Origin of the sequence: Arthrobacter sp. ov407 (genome assembly GCF_900102895.1) — a bacterium.
Lineage (GTDB): Bacteria > Actinomycetota > Actinomycetes > Actinomycetales > Micrococcaceae > Arthrobacter.
Genome location: NZ_FNGD01000002.1, coordinates 130,164 through 146,967 on the forward strand (window position 1 = coordinate 130,164; position 16,804 = coordinate 146,967).

15 protein-coding genes are annotated in these 16,804 nt (G+C 67.6%); 5 read left to right on the top strand and 10 right to left on the bottom strand.

What is annotated here, in order from left to right:
- Positions 1-107 precede the first annotated feature (107 nt).
- Entirely contained in the window at positions 108-1,688 is a 1,581-nt protein-coding gene (locus BLS42_RS03380) for an ATP-binding protein (RefSeq protein ID WP_090576446.1), read from the top strand.
- Positions 1,685-2,422: a response regulator gene (locus BLS42_RS03385; protein WP_090576450.1), complete on the top strand. Its 738-nt coding sequence runs from the start codon at positions 1,685-1,687 to the stop codon at positions 2,420-2,422. The genes BLS42_RS03380 and BLS42_RS03385 overlap by 4 nt, the downstream gene beginning before the upstream one ends.
- Positions 2,423-2,592: 170 nt before the next feature.
- On the opposite strand, the gene BLS42_RS03390 is transcribed toward BLS42_RS03385, so the two are convergent.
- From BLS42_RS03390 to BLS42_RS03420, 7 genes are all read right to left on the bottom strand, one after another.
- The gene (locus tag BLS42_RS03390) at positions 2,593-3,426 is read right to left on the bottom strand and encodes an HpcH/HpaI aldolase/citrate lyase family protein (protein WP_090576452.1); all 834 of its coding nucleotides are present in this window, start codon (positions 3,424-3,426) and stop codon (positions 2,593-2,595) included.
- A complete protein-coding gene (locus BLS42_RS03395; RefSeq protein WP_090576455.1) occupies positions 3,423-3,983 on the bottom strand; it encodes a MaoC family dehydratase in 561 nt (186 codons plus the stop codon). Before BLS42_RS03395 ends, BLS42_RS03390 begins: the two co-directional genes overlap by 4 nt.
- The gene (locus BLS42_RS03400; protein ID WP_090576458.1) at positions 3,980-4,741 is read right to left on the bottom strand and encodes a CoA transferase subunit B; all 762 of its coding nucleotides are present in this window, start codon (positions 4,739-4,741) and stop codon (positions 3,980-3,982) included. The genes BLS42_RS03395 and BLS42_RS03400 overlap by 4 nt, the downstream gene beginning before the upstream one ends.
- A gap of 2 nt (positions 4,742-4,743) precedes the next feature.
- On the bottom strand, positions 4,744-5,544 hold the full coding sequence (locus BLS42_RS03405; RefSeq protein WP_090576461.1) for a CoA transferase subunit A: 801 nt from the start codon (positions 5,542-5,544) through the stop codon (positions 4,744-4,746).
- A gap of 19 nt (positions 5,545-5,563) precedes the next feature.
- A complete protein-coding gene (locus BLS42_RS03410) occupies positions 5,564-6,727 on the bottom strand; it encodes an acyl-CoA dehydrogenase family protein (protein ID WP_090576464.1) in 1,164 nt (387 codons plus the stop codon).
- A 150-nt stretch (positions 6,728-6,877) separates the two neighbouring features.
- A complete protein-coding gene (locus BLS42_RS03415; RefSeq protein ID WP_090576467.1) occupies positions 6,878-9,064 on the bottom strand; it encodes an acetyl/propionyl/methylcrotonyl-CoA carboxylase subunit alpha in 2,187 nt (728 codons plus the stop codon).
- A 7-nt stretch (positions 9,065-9,071) separates the two neighbouring features.
- Positions 9,072-10,679, bottom strand: a complete 1,608-nt coding sequence (locus BLS42_RS03420; protein ID WP_090576470.1) for a carboxyl transferase domain-containing protein — start codon at positions 10,677-10,679, stop codon at positions 9,072-9,074.
- A 149-nt stretch (positions 10,680-10,828) separates the two neighbouring features.
- On the opposite strand from BLS42_RS03420, the gene BLS42_RS03425 reads away from it, so the two are divergent.
- Positions 10,829-11,530, top strand: a complete 702-nt coding sequence (locus tag BLS42_RS03425; protein ID WP_090576473.1) for an SACE_7040 family transcriptional regulator — start codon at positions 10,829-10,831, stop codon at positions 11,528-11,530.
- Positions 11,531-11,735: 205 nt separating this feature from the next.
- Here the strand turns inward: BLS42_RS03425 and BLS42_RS03430 are convergent, their stop codons facing one another.
- The 3 genes from BLS42_RS03430 to pdhA are packed head-to-tail and all read right to left on the bottom strand — an operon-like array spanning position 11,736 to position 15,342.
- On the bottom strand, positions 11,736-13,157 hold the full coding sequence (locus BLS42_RS03430; protein ID WP_090576477.1) for a dihydrolipoamide acetyltransferase family protein: 1,422 nt from the start codon (positions 13,155-13,157) through the stop codon (positions 11,736-11,738).
- Entirely contained in the window at positions 13,154-14,164 is a 1,011-nt protein-coding gene (locus tag BLS42_RS03435) for an alpha-ketoacid dehydrogenase subunit beta (RefSeq protein ID WP_090576480.1), read from the bottom strand. Before BLS42_RS03435 ends, BLS42_RS03430 begins: the two co-directional genes overlap by 4 nt.
- Entirely contained in the window at positions 14,164-15,342 is a 1,179-nt protein-coding gene (pdhA, locus tag BLS42_RS03440) for a pyruvate dehydrogenase (acetyl-transferring) E1 component subunit alpha (RefSeq protein ID WP_090576484.1), read from the bottom strand. Before pdhA ends, BLS42_RS03435 begins: the two co-directional genes overlap by 1 nt.
- Before the next feature lie 195 nt (positions 15,343-15,537).
- Between pdhA and BLS42_RS03445 the strand changes: the two genes are divergently transcribed.
- Both BLS42_RS03445 and BLS42_RS20480 read left to right on the top strand, forming a co-directional pair.
- Positions 15,538-16,011 carry an Lrp/AsnC family transcriptional regulator gene (locus BLS42_RS03445; RefSeq protein ID WP_090576487.1) on the top strand — a complete coding sequence of 158 codons (474 nt, stop codon included), beginning with the start codon at positions 15,538-15,540 and terminating at the stop codon, positions 16,009-16,011.
- Positions 16,012-16,144: 133 nt separating this feature from the next.
- Positions 16,145-16,795, top strand: a complete 651-nt coding sequence (locus tag BLS42_RS20480; RefSeq protein WP_256336218.1) for a hypothetical protein — start codon at positions 16,145-16,147, stop codon at positions 16,793-16,795.
- Positions 16,796-16,804: the final 9 nt, after the last annotated feature.

Genomic DNA, 16,804 nt, shown 5'->3' on the forward strand with positions numbered 1-16,804 from the left:
GCGAAGGGCAACAGAATTTGGCCTTAGAGGTAGTAGTGGTCATATTGGTCACGGCCGCGGCCGTCTTTTTGGCGGGCGGCCGGCGTTCCCGATGCGAAACTTGTGACATGTTTCACAGGATTCCCCTACGGTTCCAGCTGGTCGCATTGCAGCTGGGCATCGTGCTGGCTGTCCTCACGGCGGTGGGGGCCGTGACCATCAGGATGCAGGAACAACAGCTCCGGGACGCCTACAAAGGCCGCCTGATCGGCGTGGCCGAAAGTGTTGCCCAGCTGCCCTCCGTCATCAAGGCGTTCGGAACGCCGTCGCCGGCCCAGACCATCCAGCCGATCGCGGAAGTCATCCGGCAGGCATCCAATGTCACCTATGTGGTGGTGACCGACCGGCACGGGGTCCGGCAGTCGCACCCCAATCCGGCGGAGATCGGCCGGCCGGTTTCCACCGATCCCTCCGTGCCCCTGTCCGGGGAGATCTACGTGGGCACCCAGACGGGCACGCTCGGTGAGTCCTGGCGGGTGAAGGTTCCCATCTTCGATGCGGCCGGCGCGGTGATCGGCTCCGCATCCGTGGGGGTGCTGGAGAGCACCCTTGCCGCCGACCTCAATGAGGACATGCCGCAGCTGTTCGGCTGGCTGCTCGGGGCGGCGCTGCTGAGTTCCCTCGGCGCGATGTACGTCTCGAAACTGGTCTGGCGGCGGATCTACAAGCTCGAGCCCGAGGACATCGCGGCCCTGCTGGAAACCCGCGACGCCATGCTCCATGGCCTGGGCGAAGGGCTCGTGGCGGTGGACGCCGACGGCAGGATCGCGCTGGTCAATGACGAGGCACGCCGCCTGCTCGCGCTGGCCGGGGACATCACCGGGACGCCCGCCGCGGCGAGCCTGGAACCGGCGGTGCTCCGCTTGCTCTCGGCCGGGTCCGCCACGGAGGAACTGGTGCTCTCGGGCGAGCGGATCCTGCTGGGCAAGGTCAATGCGGCCACTGTCGACGGCCGCGAAGTCGGCAAGGTGCTGATTCTGCGGGACCGCACGGAACTGCACACCATCCTGCGTGACCGCGACGGCGCCGTGGACGTGACGCAGGCCCTCCGCGCCCAGGCGCACGAATTCGCCAACAAACTGCACGTCATTTCCGGGCTGCTGGAGCTCGGAAAACAGGACAAGGCCATCGAATACCTGGGCCGCAGCCACAACGACGCCGTCTTCGCGAACCGGCCGCAGGCGCCCGGAATCACCGATCATGGGGTCCAGGCCCTGCTGATCGCCAAGTCCACAGTCTGCGCCGAGCGCGGCATCGAGATCATCGTCAGCCCGGATTCGCTCTGCTCCGCCGATGAATCGGGCGACGTCATCACGGTCCTGGGCAACCTGATCGACAACGCTGTGGACGCTGCGGGCTATGACAGCACTGTTGCCATTCGGCTGGGCGAGAGCGCTGACGGCGGGCGGACCATTGTTGTGGAGGACGACGGACCCGGCGTCCCCGTGCCCGAACGCGCTAAAGTGTTCGAGCCCGGCGTGACCAGCAAGGAGGCCGCGGGAATCAACAGCCGCGGGTTTGGGCTGGCCCTGGTCCAGCGGGTTGCCCTCCGGCGCGGAGGCCGGGCAGCGGTCTCCTCATCGGCATTGGGCGGAGCCTGCTTCTCGGTAGTGCTCAGGACAAAAGAGGCGGAACTACAGAAGCAATGAGCGCCATACGCACCCTCATCATTGACGATGACGTAGCAGTGGCCGGGATCCATCACGGGTTCCTGCTGGCACGCGGCGGATTCGACGTCGTGGCCATGGCCCACACCGGGCAGCAGGGCCTCGATCTGGCCGCGGAGCTCGGGCCGGAGCTGGTGTTGCTGGACATTCACCTGCCGGACATGTCCGGCTTGGACGTCCTGCAGCGGCTGCGCGGGCGCCGGCGGCCTGTGGATGTCCTCGTGATAACCGCGTCCCGGGAGCTTGACACGGTCCGGGGTGCGATGGCCGGCGGGGTGCTGCACTACCTGGTCAAGCCCTTCTCCTCGCAGGCATTGATCGAACGGCTGGACGAGTACGTCATGCTGCGGGAGGAACTGGCCTCGGGCGCCGCCGGACCGCTGGACCAGGCAAGCATCGACCGCCTGGTGGCTCCCTCCCGCCGCGCCGCGGTGGCCGAACCTCCGGCGGGACAGTCTGCCCAGCCGGTGCCGCCGGGCCAGCCCGCCGTGCGGTTGCCCAAGGGACTCTCCCGCCCCACCCTGGACGCGGTCATCGAGGCGCTGAAGGCCAGTCCCGAGGACGTCTCCGCTGCCGGCCTGGCGCTGCAACTGGGCCTGTCCCGGGTCAGTGCACGCCGTTACCTCGAGTACCTCGTGGTTCACGGCCATGCCCGGCTGACGCCCCGCTACGGAGCGGCGGGCCGGCCGGAGAACCGCTACCTCTGGCGCCGCTGAGGACGCGCCGGCCACGGGCTGCGCCTCACGGAGCAGCCATTCGACGCAGGTGGCCGCAATAGGACCGCCAATGCGGCCATCTGTGGCGAATCAACGAGGTTCAGCCGGACAGAGCCCCACCTCGGCAGACTTCGGTGGCGTGCTGGGCGAGGGCCGGAACTTCGGCTCCGCTACGCTCCGGCGCGGCGCAGGGCGGACTCGGCGTGCTTGAGGATCGGGCCGTCGACCATCTTTCCCTTGTACTGGAACACGCCGGAGCCTGCCGCGGCGGCCGCTTCGAGCAGTTCCCTGGCTGCGGCAATGTCGGCCTCGGACGGAGCGTAGGCTTCGCGGACCACCGCCACCTGGTCCGGGTGGATGCAGGCTTTGGAAGCGAATCCGGAGGCTACGGCGTCACGGGCCTCGAGGGCCAGCCCGGCCAGATCCGGGATGTTGACGTAGACGGCGTCGATCGCGTCCTTGCCGAAGGCGCCGGCGGCCAGGAGCACGGTGGAGCGGGCGTGCAGCGCGACGGCACGGTAGCTGCCGTCTTCGGTCCTGCTGGAGGTTCCGCCGAGCGACGCCAGCAGGTCCTCTGCACCCCACATCAGGGCCACTACATTGGGTTCTGCGGCGATGGCGGCGGCGTTGAGGACGCCCGCTGCCGTCTCGCAGAGGGCAATCACGCTATAGCCCTCGAGCTCCTTCAGCTGTGCGGCGCTCTCCGCCTTGGCCAGCATGATGTGCCGGTAGGGCGTGTGCTTGAGGCAGTGCAGGTCCTTCTCGAACTCGTCCGTGCCGGCCGGGTTGACCCGGATGATGGTGCGGCTCGGATCCAGTTCCGGGACGTCGCCGGTGGCGCCGAGTTGGGCGAGGATGGCGCCGCGGGCCCGCTGCTTGTCGGCGGGGGCGACGGCGTCCTCGAGGTCCACGATCACGGTATCGGAGCGCTCGGCGGCTTTCTGGTACCGCTCGGGGCGGTCGGCGGGGCAGAACAGGAGGGCAGGACCCATCAGGAAACTCATGTCTCTATTGTCCCCTTTTGCGCAGCTTCCAGCTCGGCAGCGGCGTGGGCTTCGCGTGTCCACATCAGGCAGCTGCGGGCGGCGAGCGCCACCACCTCCCCGCGCTGGTTCCGCCCGGTGTGCTGCATGGTCACGATGCCCTGGCCGGGGCGGGACGCGGACAGCCGTTTCCCGGTGACCACCGTCTCCGTGTACAGGGTGTCCCCGTGGTAGAGCGGGCGCGGAAAGGACACATCCGTCAGGCCCAGCTGGGCGATGATGGTGCCCTGGGTCAGCTGCGGCACGGACTGGCCCACCACGGTGGCCAGGGTGAACATCGAATTCATCAGCCGCTGGCCGAACGGCTGCCCCGCGCTCCAGGCCGCGTCGAGGTGCAGGGCCTGGGTGTTCATGGTCATGGTGGTGAACAAGACGTTATCCGTCTCCGTGACCGTCCGGCCCGGCCGGTGGGCATAGACCACGCCCTCCTCCAGCTCATCGAAATAGAGGCCGCGCTGCTCGATCACCCGGGGGGTGCCGGCAACGGGGCTTGGGGCGGATCGGTCTGCGTCAGTCATACGGTCAGTTCCTGGTCTTCCTCAAAGAGTTCGGCTCCGGTGGCGGCCACGACGTCCTCCACGGACACGTTGGGCGCCAGTTCGCGCAGCACCAGCCGGGGCGGCCCGGCGTCGGTCACGACGTCGATCACGGCGAGGTCGGTGATGATCCGGTCCACGCAGCCCTTGCCGGTCAGCGGCAGTGTGCAGGTCGGCACGATTTTCGGCCTGCCGTTGCGGTCCACGTGATCCATCATCACGATCACCTTCTTGGCCCCGAACACGAGGTCCATCGCGCCGCCCATGCCCTTGACCATCTTGCCGGGGATCATCCAGTTGGCGAGGTCGCCGTTGGCGGCGACCTCCATGGCGCCGAGCACGGCCACATCGACGTGGCCGCCCCGGATCATGCCGAAGGAGGCGGCGGAATCGAAGAACGCCGCGCCCTTGTTGACCGTGACGGTTTCCTTGCCGGCATTGATCAGGTCCGGATCGATCTCATCCTCGGCCGGGTAGGGCCCGACGCCCAGGATGCCGTTCTCCGAATGCAGCACCACCTCGACGCCGGCGGGAATGTAGTTGGGGATCAGCGTCGGCATGCCGATGCCCAGGTTGACGTACTGGCCGTTGTGCAGTTCCTGCGCCACCCGGGCGGCGAGTTCGTTGCGGGTCCAGCCCTTGCTCTCAACACCGGCGGGGTGCTCGAGGGCGGAGCGCCGGTATTCGTGGCGCACGGCCTCGGGACGGGGCGGGGCGTCTTGGGCTTTGTTCGTTTCCACGGCTATGCTCCTGCCTGCTCTGGTGACAGTTTTGGTGCGCCGGAGGCGCCGGTGGTCACTGCAACCGTCCGCTTCTCAATGCGTTTCTCGCCCTGCGGGGCCAGCACCACGCGCTGGACGAAGATCCCCGGGACGTGGACGTGCTCCGGGTCCAGCTCCCCCGGCTGCACGAGTTCCTCGACCTCGGCGATCGTGATCTTCCCGGCCATGGCGCACAGCGGGTTGAAATTCATGGCGGTGGCGTGGAAGACCAGGTTGCCGTGCCGGTCGCCCTTCCAGGCGTGCACGAGGCCGAAGTCCGGTGTCAGCGCTTCTTCCAGCACGTAGTCGGCGCCGTGGAAGCTGCGGACTTCCTTGGGGGCGGAGGCGATCGCGACGTTGCCCTCGGCGTCGTACTTCTGCGGCAGGCCGCCGTCGGACACCTGGGTTCCGACGCCGGCCGGGGTGTAGAAGGCGGGAATGCCGGCGCCGCCGGCGCGCAGCTTTTCGGCCAGCGTGCCCTGCGGGGTGAGGACCACCTCCAGCTCGCCGGCGAGGTACTGCCGGGCAAACTCCTTGTTCTCCCCCACGTAGGAGCTGATGGTCCGCCGGATCCGGCCGTCCTTGAGCAGGATTCCGAGGCCCCAGTCGTCGACACCGCAGTTGTTGCTGACGGTTTCCAGATCCGTGGCACCGCGCTCGTGCAGGGCGTCGATCAGGGTCACGGGGATGCCGCACAGCCCGAACCCGCCGACGGCGAGGGAGGCGCCGTCGTGGATGTCCGCGACAGCCTCGGCGGCGCTGGCAACAACTTTGTTGATCATCAGTGATCCTTCCGGCCGGCTACAGTCCCAGTTCGCGGGCGATCAGCATCAGCTGGACCTCCGTGGTGCCCTCGCCGACTTCAAGGATCTTGGAGTCGCGGTAGTGGCGCGCCACGGTGAAATCGTTGATGAAGCCATAGCCGCCGAACACCTGGGTGGCGTCCCGCGCGTTGTCCATGGCTGCCTCGCCTGCGACCATCTTAGCGATGGCGGCCTGCGTCTTGAACGGCTTGCCGGCCAGCATCCGGGCGGCCGCGTCGTAGTAGGCCAGGCGGGCCGTGTGGGCGCGTGCTTCCATCCGGGCGATCTTGAATGCAATGGCCTGGTACTTGCCGATGTTCTGCCCGAAGGCGCTGCGTTCCTTGGCGTATTTCACCGACTGGTCCACGCAGCCCTGGGCCGCGCCGACGGCCAGAGCCGCGATCGCGATCCGGCCCTCGTCCAGGATGGAGAGGAAGTTGGCGTAGCCGCGGCCCCGGGTGCCCAGCAGGTTTTCCTCGGGGACGTGGACGTTGTCCAGCGTCAGCGGGTGGGTGTCCGAGGCGTTCCAGCCGACCTTGTTGTAGGCCTTCTCGGCTTTGAAGCCCTTGGTGTTGGTGGGCACCAGGATGGTGGAGATTTCCTTCTTGACGCTGCCGTCCGGGCGCTCTTCCTGGCCGGTGACCGCTGTGACGGTGACAAGCTTGGTGATGTCGGTGCCGGAGTTGGTGATGAACTCCTTGTTGCCGTTGATCACCCATTCACCGCCGCCCAGCTTGGCCGTGGTCTTGGTGCCGCCGGCGTCCGAGCCGGCTTCGGGCTCGGTCAGGCCGAAGCCGGCGAGCGCCTTGCCGGAGGCCAGCAGCGGCAGCCATTCCTGCTTCTGCGCGTCGTTGCCGAAGCGGTGGATGGGCATCGCGCCGAGGGAGACGCCGGCCTCGAGGGTGATCGCGACGGACTGGTCCACCCGGCCGAGCTGTTCCAGGGACAGGGCCAGGGCGAAGTAGTCCCCGCCCATGCCGCCGAACTCTTCCGGGAACGGCAGGCCGAACAGGCCCATGTCCGCCATCTGGGAGACGATCTCGTAGGGGAAGCTGTGTTCCGCATCGTGCTTGGCCGAGACCGGGGCAACCACGTCGTCGGCGAATTCGCGGACGGTGTCGCTAAGGATCTGGTAATCCTCGCTGAGTTCAAAATCTGTCATGGGGATGACTCCTGTGTCTGAGGTACTTCTGTGGTCTGTAAATAAGGGGTGTTGGCTGAGCTGTGTTCAAAAAAGCGGTGTTCAAAACAGCTGGGGATCAGTAACCGGCGGTGACTCCGCCTGCGTCAGTCCTGCGTCAGTACGGTGGGTTCATTCGGCCGCGCCCATCGCGATGACCTCTTCCTCGATCGTGTCCTCGGCTTTCGAAGGTTCAGTCGGGACAGCCGGGTGGATCGTCGCCAGCACCTGGTCTGCCTTGACGAGGTCGCCGGAACCGACGCTGATGTGGACGGTTCCGTCGAGGGGCGCCACGAGCTGGTGCTCCATCTTCATCGCCTCCACGGAGAGCAGGACCTGGCCGGCCTCCACAGTGTCACCGTTGCCGACGGACACGGATACCACGGTGCCGGGCATCGGCGAGCGCACCGCCGGGTCGGCGGCGCCTTCCTCGCGTTCGATCGCGGCCAGCACCCGGGCGAGCCGAGTCTCCCGGGTGAGCACCTCGAGGCGGCAGGACCAGCCCTCGTTGCCGAGGAACACTTCCGTTGGCATCGGGTTGCCGGGGCCAGGGGGGACGGGCCCGCGGGGGACCGGCACGAGCGCGTAACTGCGGGATTCGTCGCCCAGAGTCAACTCCGCCCGGCCTCGCTTGGTGGACCGAAATGATGCCGAGCGTCGCGGGCCGCCGTCGACGGCCACAGTCGCCGTCCCCCGCGCCAACGAGCCGGACACCTCCACCGTGGCGATACCGCCACCGGGGGTCCCCAGGCTGATCCGGCGCGGGGCAGCTGCACCGAGCCTCCACCCGTTAGCGAGATGCCAAGGGCCCGTCCCGGCGTCCTGCATTTCATGCTCATGCATCGCGGCGGCGAAGACGGCAACAGCGGCCACCTCGAAGTCGCCCGCATGCCGGAAGCTGAACTCCGGCATTTTCCGTTCGATCAGGCCGGTGTCGAGCCGTCCGGCGCGGACGTCGGCGTCGTTGATCAGCAGCCGCAGGTATTCGACGTTGGTGTCGATGCCCAGCGCGGTATACCCGGCGAGCGCCTCATCGAGGGTGTCCAAAGCCTCCGCCCGGTCCTCGCCCCACGCGATGACCTTGGAAATCATCGGGTCGTAGCTGCTGGAGATTTGGAGGCCCTCCAGCAGGGCCGAGTCGACACGGACCTTGCCACTCGCGGTGTCGGGCAGTTCGTCCAGCAGCACGACCTGTCCGATGGACGGCAGGAAGTTCTTCTCCGGGACCTCGGCGTAGACCCGTGCCTCCACCGAGTGGCCGGTAAGGACGACGTCGGCCTGGGTCACCGTGAGTTCCTCGCCGGCGGCGATACGCACCTGCCACTCGACGAGGTCGATGCCGGTGACCATCTCGGTGACGGGGTGCTCGACCTGAAGGCGGGTGTTCATCTCCATGAAGAAGAACTCGTCCGGGGCATTGTCCGAGACCAGGAATTCCACGGTGCCGGCGCCGGAGTAGTTGACACTGCGTGCGGCGTTGCAGGCGGCCTCGCCCAGACGGGCCCGGATTTCCGCGCCGTCGGGCAGGGATTCCAGCAACGGGGACGGCGCCTCCTCGATGACCTTCTGGTGGCGGCGCTGCAGCGAGCACTCGCGCTCCCCCAGATGAATGACGTTGCCGTGGTTGTCCGCGAGGACCTGGACTTCGATGTGCCGCGGGGTGAGCACGAGCCGTTCCAGGAACAAAGTGTCGTCGCCGAAGGCACTCGCGGCGACCCGGCGGGCGGTGGCCAGGGTGGATTCCAAGTCTTCGGGCCGCTCCACGATGTGCATGCCCTTCCCGCCGCCGCCGGCGGAGGGCTTGATCAGCAGCGGGAACCCGACGCCGGCCGCGGCCTCGATCAGCTGCGCGTCGGTCATGCCGGGTTCGGCGATGCCCGGCACCACGGGGACGCCGTAGCCGGTGACGTGGTTCTTGGAGCGGATCTTGTCGCCCATGACGTTGAGGGATTCGACGCCGGGGCCGATGAACGTGATCCCGGCGTCCTGAAGGGCGCGGGCGAAGTCGACGTTCTCGCTCAGGAAGCCGTAGCCCGGGTGCACGGCCTCGGCGCCGGTATCGCGGCAGGCCTTCAGGATTGCCTCGATCTTAAGGTAGCTCTCGGTGGCGGCGGCCGGGCCGATCCGGACCGCGACGTCGGCTTCCCGCACGTGCCGGGCGTCGGCGTCGGCGTCGGAATATACGGCGACCGAACGGATTCCCAGGGCGCGCAGGGTCCGGATGACGCGGCAGGCGATCTCGCCGCGGTTGGCGACCAGGACGGTGCCGAACAGGGGCTTCTGGAGTGTCGAAGGTGCAGGAGACAAAGAAATAGTCACAGCTGGCTCACATCCGGAACAGGCCGAAGGAGGTCTCCGGCAGTGGGGTGCGGGAGACGACGTCGAGCGCCAGTCCCAGGACGGTGCGGGTGTCCGCGGGGTCGATCACGCCGTCGTCCCAGAGGCGGGCGGTGGAGTAGTAGGGGCTGCCTTGGTCCTCGTACTGGGCCTTGATCGGGGCCTTGAACGCTTCCTCGTCCGCGGCGGACCATTCCTCGCCGCGGGCCTCGTACTGGTCCCGCTTCACGGTGGCGAGCACGCTGGAGGCCTGGTTGCCGCCCATCACGGAGATCCGCGACGCGGGCCACATCCACAGGAAGCGCGGCGAGTAGGCCCGCCCGCACATCGAGTAGTTGCCGGCGCCGAAGGACCCGCCGATCACCACCGTGAGCTTGGGGACCCGGGCGGTCGCGACGGCCGTGACCATCTTGGCGCCGTTCTTGGCGATGCCGCCCTGCTCGTAGTCTTTGCCGACCATGAAGCCGGAAAGGTTCTGCAGGAAGATCAGCGGGATGCCGCGCTGATCGCACAGTTCGATGAAGTGCGCGCCCTTGAGCGAGGACTCGCTGAACAGCACTCCGTTGTTGGCCACGATGCCCACCGGGTGGCCATGCAGCTTCGCGAAGCCCGTGACCAGGGTGGTGCCGTAGTTCTTCTTGAACTCGTGGAACTTGCTGCCGTCCACCAGCCGGGCGATGACTTCGCGCACGTCGTACTGGGCGTTGACGTCCGTGGGAACGGCGCCGTAGAGCTCGTCCGGGTCGGCGACGGGTTCGACGGCGGTGTCCACGTCCCAGACGGGCGCGGAAGGCTTCGGCAGGGTGGAGACGATGTCCCGGACGATCTGGAGGGCGTGCTCATCGTTCTCGGCCAGGTGGTCCGTGACCCCGGAGATCTTCGAGTGCACGTCGCCGCCGCCAAGTTCCTCCGCCGTGACGATTTCGCCGATCGCGGCCTTCACCAGCGGCGGGCCGCCCAGGAAGATGGTGCCCTGGTTACGGACAATCACGGTCTCATCGCTCATCGCGGGGACATACGCGCCGCCGGCGGTGCAGGAGCCCATCACGGAGGCGATCTGCGGGATCTTCGCCGCGGACATCCTCGCCTGGTTGAAGAAGATCCGGCCGAAGTGCTCCTTGTCCGGGAAGACCTCGTCCTGTTTGGGCAGGAACGCGCCGCCGGAATCCACGAGATAGATGCAGGGCAGCCGGTTCTCCAGGGCGATTTCCTGCGCGCGGAGATGCTTCTTCACCGTCATCGGATAGTACGTGCCGCCCTTGACCGTGGCGTCGTTGGAAATGACCAGCACCTGCCGGCCGTGCACCAGGCCGATTCCGGCGATGACGCCGGCGCCGGGAGAGTCGCCGTCGTACATGCCGTCCGCCGCGAGCGGGGCGATCTCCAGGAACGGGCTGCCGTCATCGAGCAGCCGGTCGATGCGTTCGCGCGGCAGGAGTTTGCCGCGCGCCACGTGGCGTTCCCGGGACTTTGCCGGCCCGCCCAGCGCTGCGGCGGCGAGCCGTTCCCTCAACTCCCCGGCCAGCCCCAGCTGGGCCTCCCGGTTCGCGGCATACGCTGTGCTCATCGCATCCACCCGGCTGGCGATTGTCTCCATTGACTGCTTCCGTTCCCTGACCTGCGTGCCGGACCGGCAACTCAAGCCGCCCGGCTATTTCGGTTAGTACCGCATAACTGAGATTTAGGTTAGTCTCTATTAACTGTGATGTCCAACACAGGGATCATTCGCAACGAGGGGATGCGCCGGTGACCGAGCCCAGCCAGACCGCCCAGCTTCCGCCAGTCCAGGCCGCCTCCACCCCGGCCGCCTCCACCCCGGCCCCCTCTACCCCGGCCCCTTCTACACAGCGCAGCCAGGCCAAGGCGAACAGACGGCAGGCTCTCTTGTCCGCCGCCGCTGCGCTCTTCGCCCTCGAGGGCTTCAACCGCGTGTCCCTGGAGGATCTGGGGGCCGCGGCCGGTGTCAGCGGGCCGGCGGTCTACCGCCACTTCGCCGGCAAGCAGGCCGTCCTCGGCGCGCTGCTGCTCAGTGTCAGCAAGGACCTGCTCGACGGCGGCCGCAAGGTGGTGGCAGATTCCGAGGGCGCCCTGGCCGCCTTGGGCGGGCTCGTGGCTTTCCACGTCGACTTTGCCCTGAGCAATCTGGACGTCATCCGGGTCCAGGACCAGGACTTCAGCAACCTGGCCGGCGAGGACCAGGCCGAGGTCCGCACGCTCCAGCGCAACTACGTTGAACTCTGGGTGGACGTGCTGGCCGGGCTGCACGAGGGCACGGAGGCCGCCGAACTGCGGATGCGGGCACATGCCACCTTCGGCCTGATCAACTCGACCCCGCACTCGGTGCGCAGCCACGGGCGCCGGATCGGCGTCCGCCGCGCCAGGCCGCTGCTGGAGAGCATGGCGCTGGCCGCGCTCATGGCTCCGGCCGCGCCCGAGCCGCTCGACTAAGCAACTCCCGCACGTCTCCACCCACGGCGCATTCCGGGGGCACTTTGGCGCGGACACGCCGTGAACCGGGGCCCCGCCGTCGAAGATTGCCCTCAAAGTGCCCCCGGACGGAAACCACCCCGCCCACAAAACACTGCGCACAACAACTCTGCCGGCCACCCCTCCTTTGCGGGAAGGGCAGCCGGCAGTTGTGAGCTGGGCGTGCTTAGACCATCGCGAGGACCATGCCCGGATCGGCCAGCATGGCGCCGAGGTCCTGGAGGAATCGCGAGCCCTGTTCGCCGTCGACCAAACGGTGGTCGAACGAGAGGCTGAGCGTCATGACCTGGCGCAGGGCAACCTCGTCCTGGTACTCCCACGGCATCTTCCGGACCGCGCCGAGGGCCAGGATGGCTGCCTCGCCCGGGTTCAGGATCGGCGTGCCGGCGTCAATGCCGAAGACGCCGATGTTCGTGATGGAGATCGTGCCGCCGGAGAGTGCCTCGGGGCCGGTCTTTCCGGCCCGGGCCGTGTCCGTCAGTTCCGTCAGGGCGGAGGAGAGTTCCATGAGGGACATCCGGTCCGCGTCCTTGATGTTCGGAACCGTCAGCCCCCGCGGGGTCGCGGCCGCGATGCCCAGGTTCACGTAGTTGAACTGCACGATCTCCTGGTTGGCCTCGTCCCACCGGGCGTTGAGCGTCGGGTGGTTGCGCAGCGCGATCAGCACGGCCTTGGACACCAGCGTCAGCGGCGTCAGCTTGTACCCGGCGAAGGCGCGGCTGGCCTTGAGCCGGGCCAGCAGCTCCATCGTGGGCGTGACGTCGATGGTCAGGAACTCCGTGACGTGCGGTGCGGTGAAGGCACTGGCCACCATGGCGGCAGCCGTGAACTTCCGCACGCCCTTGATCGGGGTGCGGGTCTCCCGCTCGCCACGGGCCTGGACAAGCCCGGTGGCCTGCGCTGGGGCGCCGGCGAGCTCCTGGGCGGCTGCGGGCAGGTCCCCGCCGCCGACGAAGTTCCGGACATCGTCTCGGGTGATGAGCCCGTGTTCCCCCGTGCCGGTCACGGCCACGAGGTCAACACCGAGATCCTTGGCCAGCTTGCGCACCGGCGGCGTGGACCGCGGACGCTCCCCCGGCACGGATGCGGCCGGCTTGGATTCAACCGGCTTGGATTCAACCGGCTTGGATTCAACCTGCATGGATTCAACCGGCTCAGCAGCGCGGACCGGCGCAACCGGCACCGGCTCGGCAGCGACGGAAGCCGCCGCCGGGGCCGCGAACGTGCGGGTGCGGCGGGCGGGCCGGCCGGAGGCTTCGAGGACGGCGCCGTAGCCCACGAGGTTCGGCTCACGCTTGCCGGCTGCCGCGTCAGGCGCGGAACCGCCGGCGCCGTCGTCCTCAATCTCGAAGGAGACGATCGGCTTGCCGACCTCGACGACGGTGCCGGGTTGTTCGTGCAAGGCCGCGACCACGCCGGCGAACGGCGAGGGCAACTCGACGACGGCCTTGGCCGTCTCCACCTCGGCGATGATCTGGTTGAGGGTGACGGTGTCCCCCACCGCGACCTTCCAGGCGACGATTTCCGATTCGGTCAGTCCTTCGCCGAGGTCCGGCAGCCTGAATTCCTTGATCATTGTGGCGCTCATCCTTCCAGCCCGCTGAGGGAGTTGGGGCGGCCCAGGGCACGGTCGACGCCGTCGAGAATCCTGTCGAGGCCCGGCAGGTGATGCATTTCCAGCTTGGAGTACGGGTACGGAACGTCGAAGCCGGTCACGCGGACGGGGGCGGCTTCGAGGTAGTAGAAGCAGCGCTCGGTGATGCTCGCGGCAACTTCGGCGCCGAGGCCGCCGGACTGGCCGGCCTCGTGGGTGATGACCAGCCGGCCGGTCTTGCGGACAGAGGCCTCAAGGGTGGCGAAGTCCAGCGGTGCCAGCGAGCGGAGGTCGATGACCTCGACCGAGACGCCTTCATCCGCGGCCGCCAGTGCGGCGTCGCGGGCAGTCTTGACCAGCGGACCGTAGGCCACGAGGGTGACGTCGTTGCCCTCGGTGACCACGCGGGCCTTTTCCATGGACAGCGCAGTGCTCAGGTCGGCGGTCTCGTCCACCTCGCCCTTGTCGTGGTAACGCCGCTTGGGCTCGAAGTACAGGACGGGATCATCGGAGGCGATGGCCTGCTGGATCATGGTGTAGGCGTCCTGGGGGTTGGACACGCTGATGACGCGCAGCCCGGAGGTGTGGGTGAAGTAGGCCTCGGGCGATTCCGAGTGGTGTTCCGGGGAGCCGATGCCGCCGCCGAACGGGACGCGGATGGTGATGGGCATCTTGACCGCGCCCTGGGTGCGGTAGTGCATCTTGGCGACCTGGCTGACGATCTGGTCGAACGCCGGGTAGATGAACCCGTCGAACTGGATCTCCACCACCGGGCGGTAACCGCGGTACGCCAGGCCGACGGCGGTGCCCATGATGCCCGATTCGGCGAGCGGGGTGTCCACGACGCGGTGCTTCCCAAAGTCTTTCTGCAGCCCGTCGGTGACTCGGAAGACGCCGCCGAGGGCGCCGATGTCCTCCCCCATCAGGACCACTTTGGGATCGTTTTCGAGAGACTTGCGCAGGCCCGAATTGATGGCTCGGGCAAAGGTCATCTGCGTCATCAGCGTGCACCTTCTTCAGAAGCGGCTTCTGCGGGATCGCCGAAGGAAGCCAGGTAGCGGGAGTAGTGGTCCTGCTGGCGGTCCAGCCAGGAGTTGGGCGTGCTGTAGACGTGCTTGAAGATATCCAGCGGCTGCGGCTCGGGCATGTTGATGGTGCCGGCCCGGAGTTCCTTGGCCACGGCGTCGGCTTTCGCAGCGACGGCGTCTTCAAGGTCCGCGGTCAGCAGTCCCTTGCAGTCCAGCAGCGCTTTCATCCGGCTGATCGGGTCCTTCGCGGCCCAGTCCTCGAGCTCGTTGGCATCCCGGTAGCGGGTGGGGTCGTCCGCCGTCGTGTGCGGGCCCATCCGGTAGGTCACGGCCTCGATAAAGGTGGGTCCGCCGCCGCGCCGGGCGCGGTCCAGGGCGATGCGGGTAGCCGCCATGACGGCCAGGACATCGTTTCCATCGACCCGCATGCTGGGGATGCCGAAGCCTGAGGCCCGGTCCGCCAGCTGGATGTGGGACTGCAGCCGGACGGGCTCCGAGATGGCCCAGTGGTTGTTCTGGCAGATGAAGACAACCGGCGCCTGGAAGCTCGCGGCGAAGACCATGGCTTCGTTGACGTCGCCTTCGCTCGTGGCGCCGTCGCCGAAGTAGGCCACGGCGACGCAGTCGGCGCCGTCGTTCTGGATGCCCATGGCGTAGCCGGTGGCGTGCAGGCTCTGCGCACCGATGATGATCTGCTGGGTGGCAACGTTGACGGTGAACGGGTCCCAGCCGGCGGAGGCGTTGCCCCGCCAGGCGCGGACGAGGTCCTCCACCTTTACTCCGCGGCAGTAGGCGACGCCGTTGTCGCGGTAGCTGGGGAAAACAAAATCATCGTCGCGCAGTGCGCGGGCCGAGCCGATCTGGGATGCTTCCTGGCCGAGCAGCGGCGGCCAGAGTGCCAGTTCGCCCTGCCGCTGGAGGGCAGTCGCTTCGGCATCGATCCGGCGAATGACCACCATGTCCTCGTAGAGCGAGCAAAGCTGCTCGTCGCTGACGTCCTTGAGCCAGGAATCGAACTCCGGATGGCTGATGCGCTCACCCGCCGGAGTGATGAGCTGGACGAGATCGCCGCCCGTCCGCCTCATTGAATTTTCACTGTTCCCGGGGCCCCCGGCGGAAATGCCGCCCTTGCCCGCGTCGTCGGTAAACACTGTTGTCCGCACCTTCTGACGTCGTCTGACCGGAACTCGCAGGACTCGTGATCCCGCGGCGCGCCAGCCGCCCGGGCGCCGTTGCCCCGGATAATTGTGACCCTACTCACAATGCTCATCGGGTACAACCGCCCGTAAAAATGTTGAGCATTATGCACTGTTTGGCGTACCCGAACCGTGCTAATCTTGCGCATTATGCAACCTTTGGATGGCACTGACACCCGCCTGCTTTCGGCCATGGCCCGGGACCCCCGGAGGACCGTGGTGGCCCTCGCCCAGAAGCTGGGACTCTCGCGCAATACGGTGCAGGCCAGGATGGCCCAGCTGGAGAAAAAGCATGTGTTCCTCTCCTTCGAGCGACGCATCAATCCGGCGTCCTTGGGGTACCCGCTGATGGCCTTCATCTCCGTCCACGTCCAGCAACAGAAACTCGGCGCCCTGGCTCTGGAACTCGCCGGGATTCCGGAAATCCTGGAGGGCTACGGCCTGACGGGCTCGGCCGATCTGCTCCTGCGGGTGGTGGCGCTCGACGCCGAGGACCTGTTCCGGATCAACGGCAAGATCCTGGCCTGCGACGGCGTCGACCGGACCGATACCGCCCTGGCGATGGGTGAGCTGATCCCGTTCCGGATTCAGCCCCTGCTGGAACGTGGATCCGCCGACAACTGATCTGCTCCGCATCTGTGCCGTGAGCGGCCGCGGCGCTAGGCTGTGTCCGTTGGGTCCCCCTGAGTCCCTGGGTCCGCGCACGCGGCCCTGCGCACAGGCAGTGGCTGTCTGGACTGCCGGAGAGGCTTGAACCGTGAGCAGTCCCGAGGAACCGCACCGCCCGGTACCGCCGCAGCCCGGACATGAGCCTGCAGCAGGCCACTCGGCGCCGGGTCAGCCGCCCGTTCCGTACTATTCCGCCCCGCCCGGGCCGCCCGGCAACGGCGCGCCACCCAACTACCCGCCGCCCGGCTACCCGCCGCCCGCGAACGGCGCGCCGCCGTACTACGGCGACCCCGGGCAACCTCCCCCCAAAAAGAGCCGCAAGGCCTTGTGGATCGTCCTCGGGATCGTCGGCGGGGTCCTGCTGCTGGTAGCGGCCGGCGTCGTCATCCTCCTTAACGTGGTGGGTGGGGCCACCAACCAGGCCCGGGGCCTCGCGGACGAGTTCACCAAGCTGATCATCGCCGGCGACGTCAATGGCGCCTATGAGAAGTACCTGGATCCGGCCCTCATGGAGAAGCTTTCCCGGGAGGAGTTCGCCGCCGGGGTGCAGAGCCTGGAGCTGGACGGCAGCTGTAAACCAAACTTTTCCAGCCTCAACGTCAGCTCCGACAACGGCGCCAACACGGCCGACGTCGCCGGTGCCATCGACTGCGACACCAAGAGCGTAGACCTGGTCTACCGTTTCGAGGGTCGCGACGAGCTGAAGATGGTGAAAATCCGGCTGCGGCCGCAGGGCTGACCTCGGAAT

Coding starts and splice junctions, on each gene's coding strand:
- BLS42_RS03380 (WP_090576446.1), top strand. CDS start 108: ATGTTTCACAGGATTCCCCTACGGTTCCAGCTGGTCGCATTGCAGCTG.
- BLS42_RS03385 (WP_090576450.1), top strand. CDS start 1,685: ATGAGCGCCATACGCACCCTCATCATTGACGATGACGTAGCAGTGGCC.
- BLS42_RS03390 (WP_090576452.1), bottom strand. CDS start 3,426: ATGAGTTTCCTGATGGGTCCTGCCCTCCTGTTCTGCCCCGCCGACCGC.
- BLS42_RS03395 (WP_090576455.1), bottom strand. CDS start 3,983: ATGACTGACGCAGACCGATCCGCCCCAAGCCCCGTTGCCGGCACCCCC.
- BLS42_RS03405 (WP_090576461.1), bottom strand. CDS start 5,544: ATGATCAACAAAGTTGTTGCCAGCGCCGCCGAGGCTGTCGCGGACATC.
- BLS42_RS03410 (WP_090576464.1), bottom strand. CDS start 6,727: ATGACAGATTTTGAACTCAGCGAGGATTACCAGATCCTTAGCGACACC.
- BLS42_RS03420 (WP_090576470.1), bottom strand. CDS start 10,679: ATGGAGACAATCGCCAGCCGGGTGGATGCGATGAGCACAGCGTATGCC.
- BLS42_RS03430 (WP_090576477.1), bottom strand. CDS start 13,157: ATGAGCGCCACAATGATCAAGGAATTCAGGCTGCCGGACCTCGGCGAA.
- BLS42_RS03435 (WP_090576480.1), bottom strand. CDS start 14,164: ATGACGCAGATGACCTTTGCCCGAGCCATCAATTCGGGCCTGCGCAAG.
- BLS42_RS03445 (WP_090576487.1), top strand. CDS start 15,538: ATGCAACCTTTGGATGGCACTGACACCCGCCTGCTTTCGGCCATGGCC.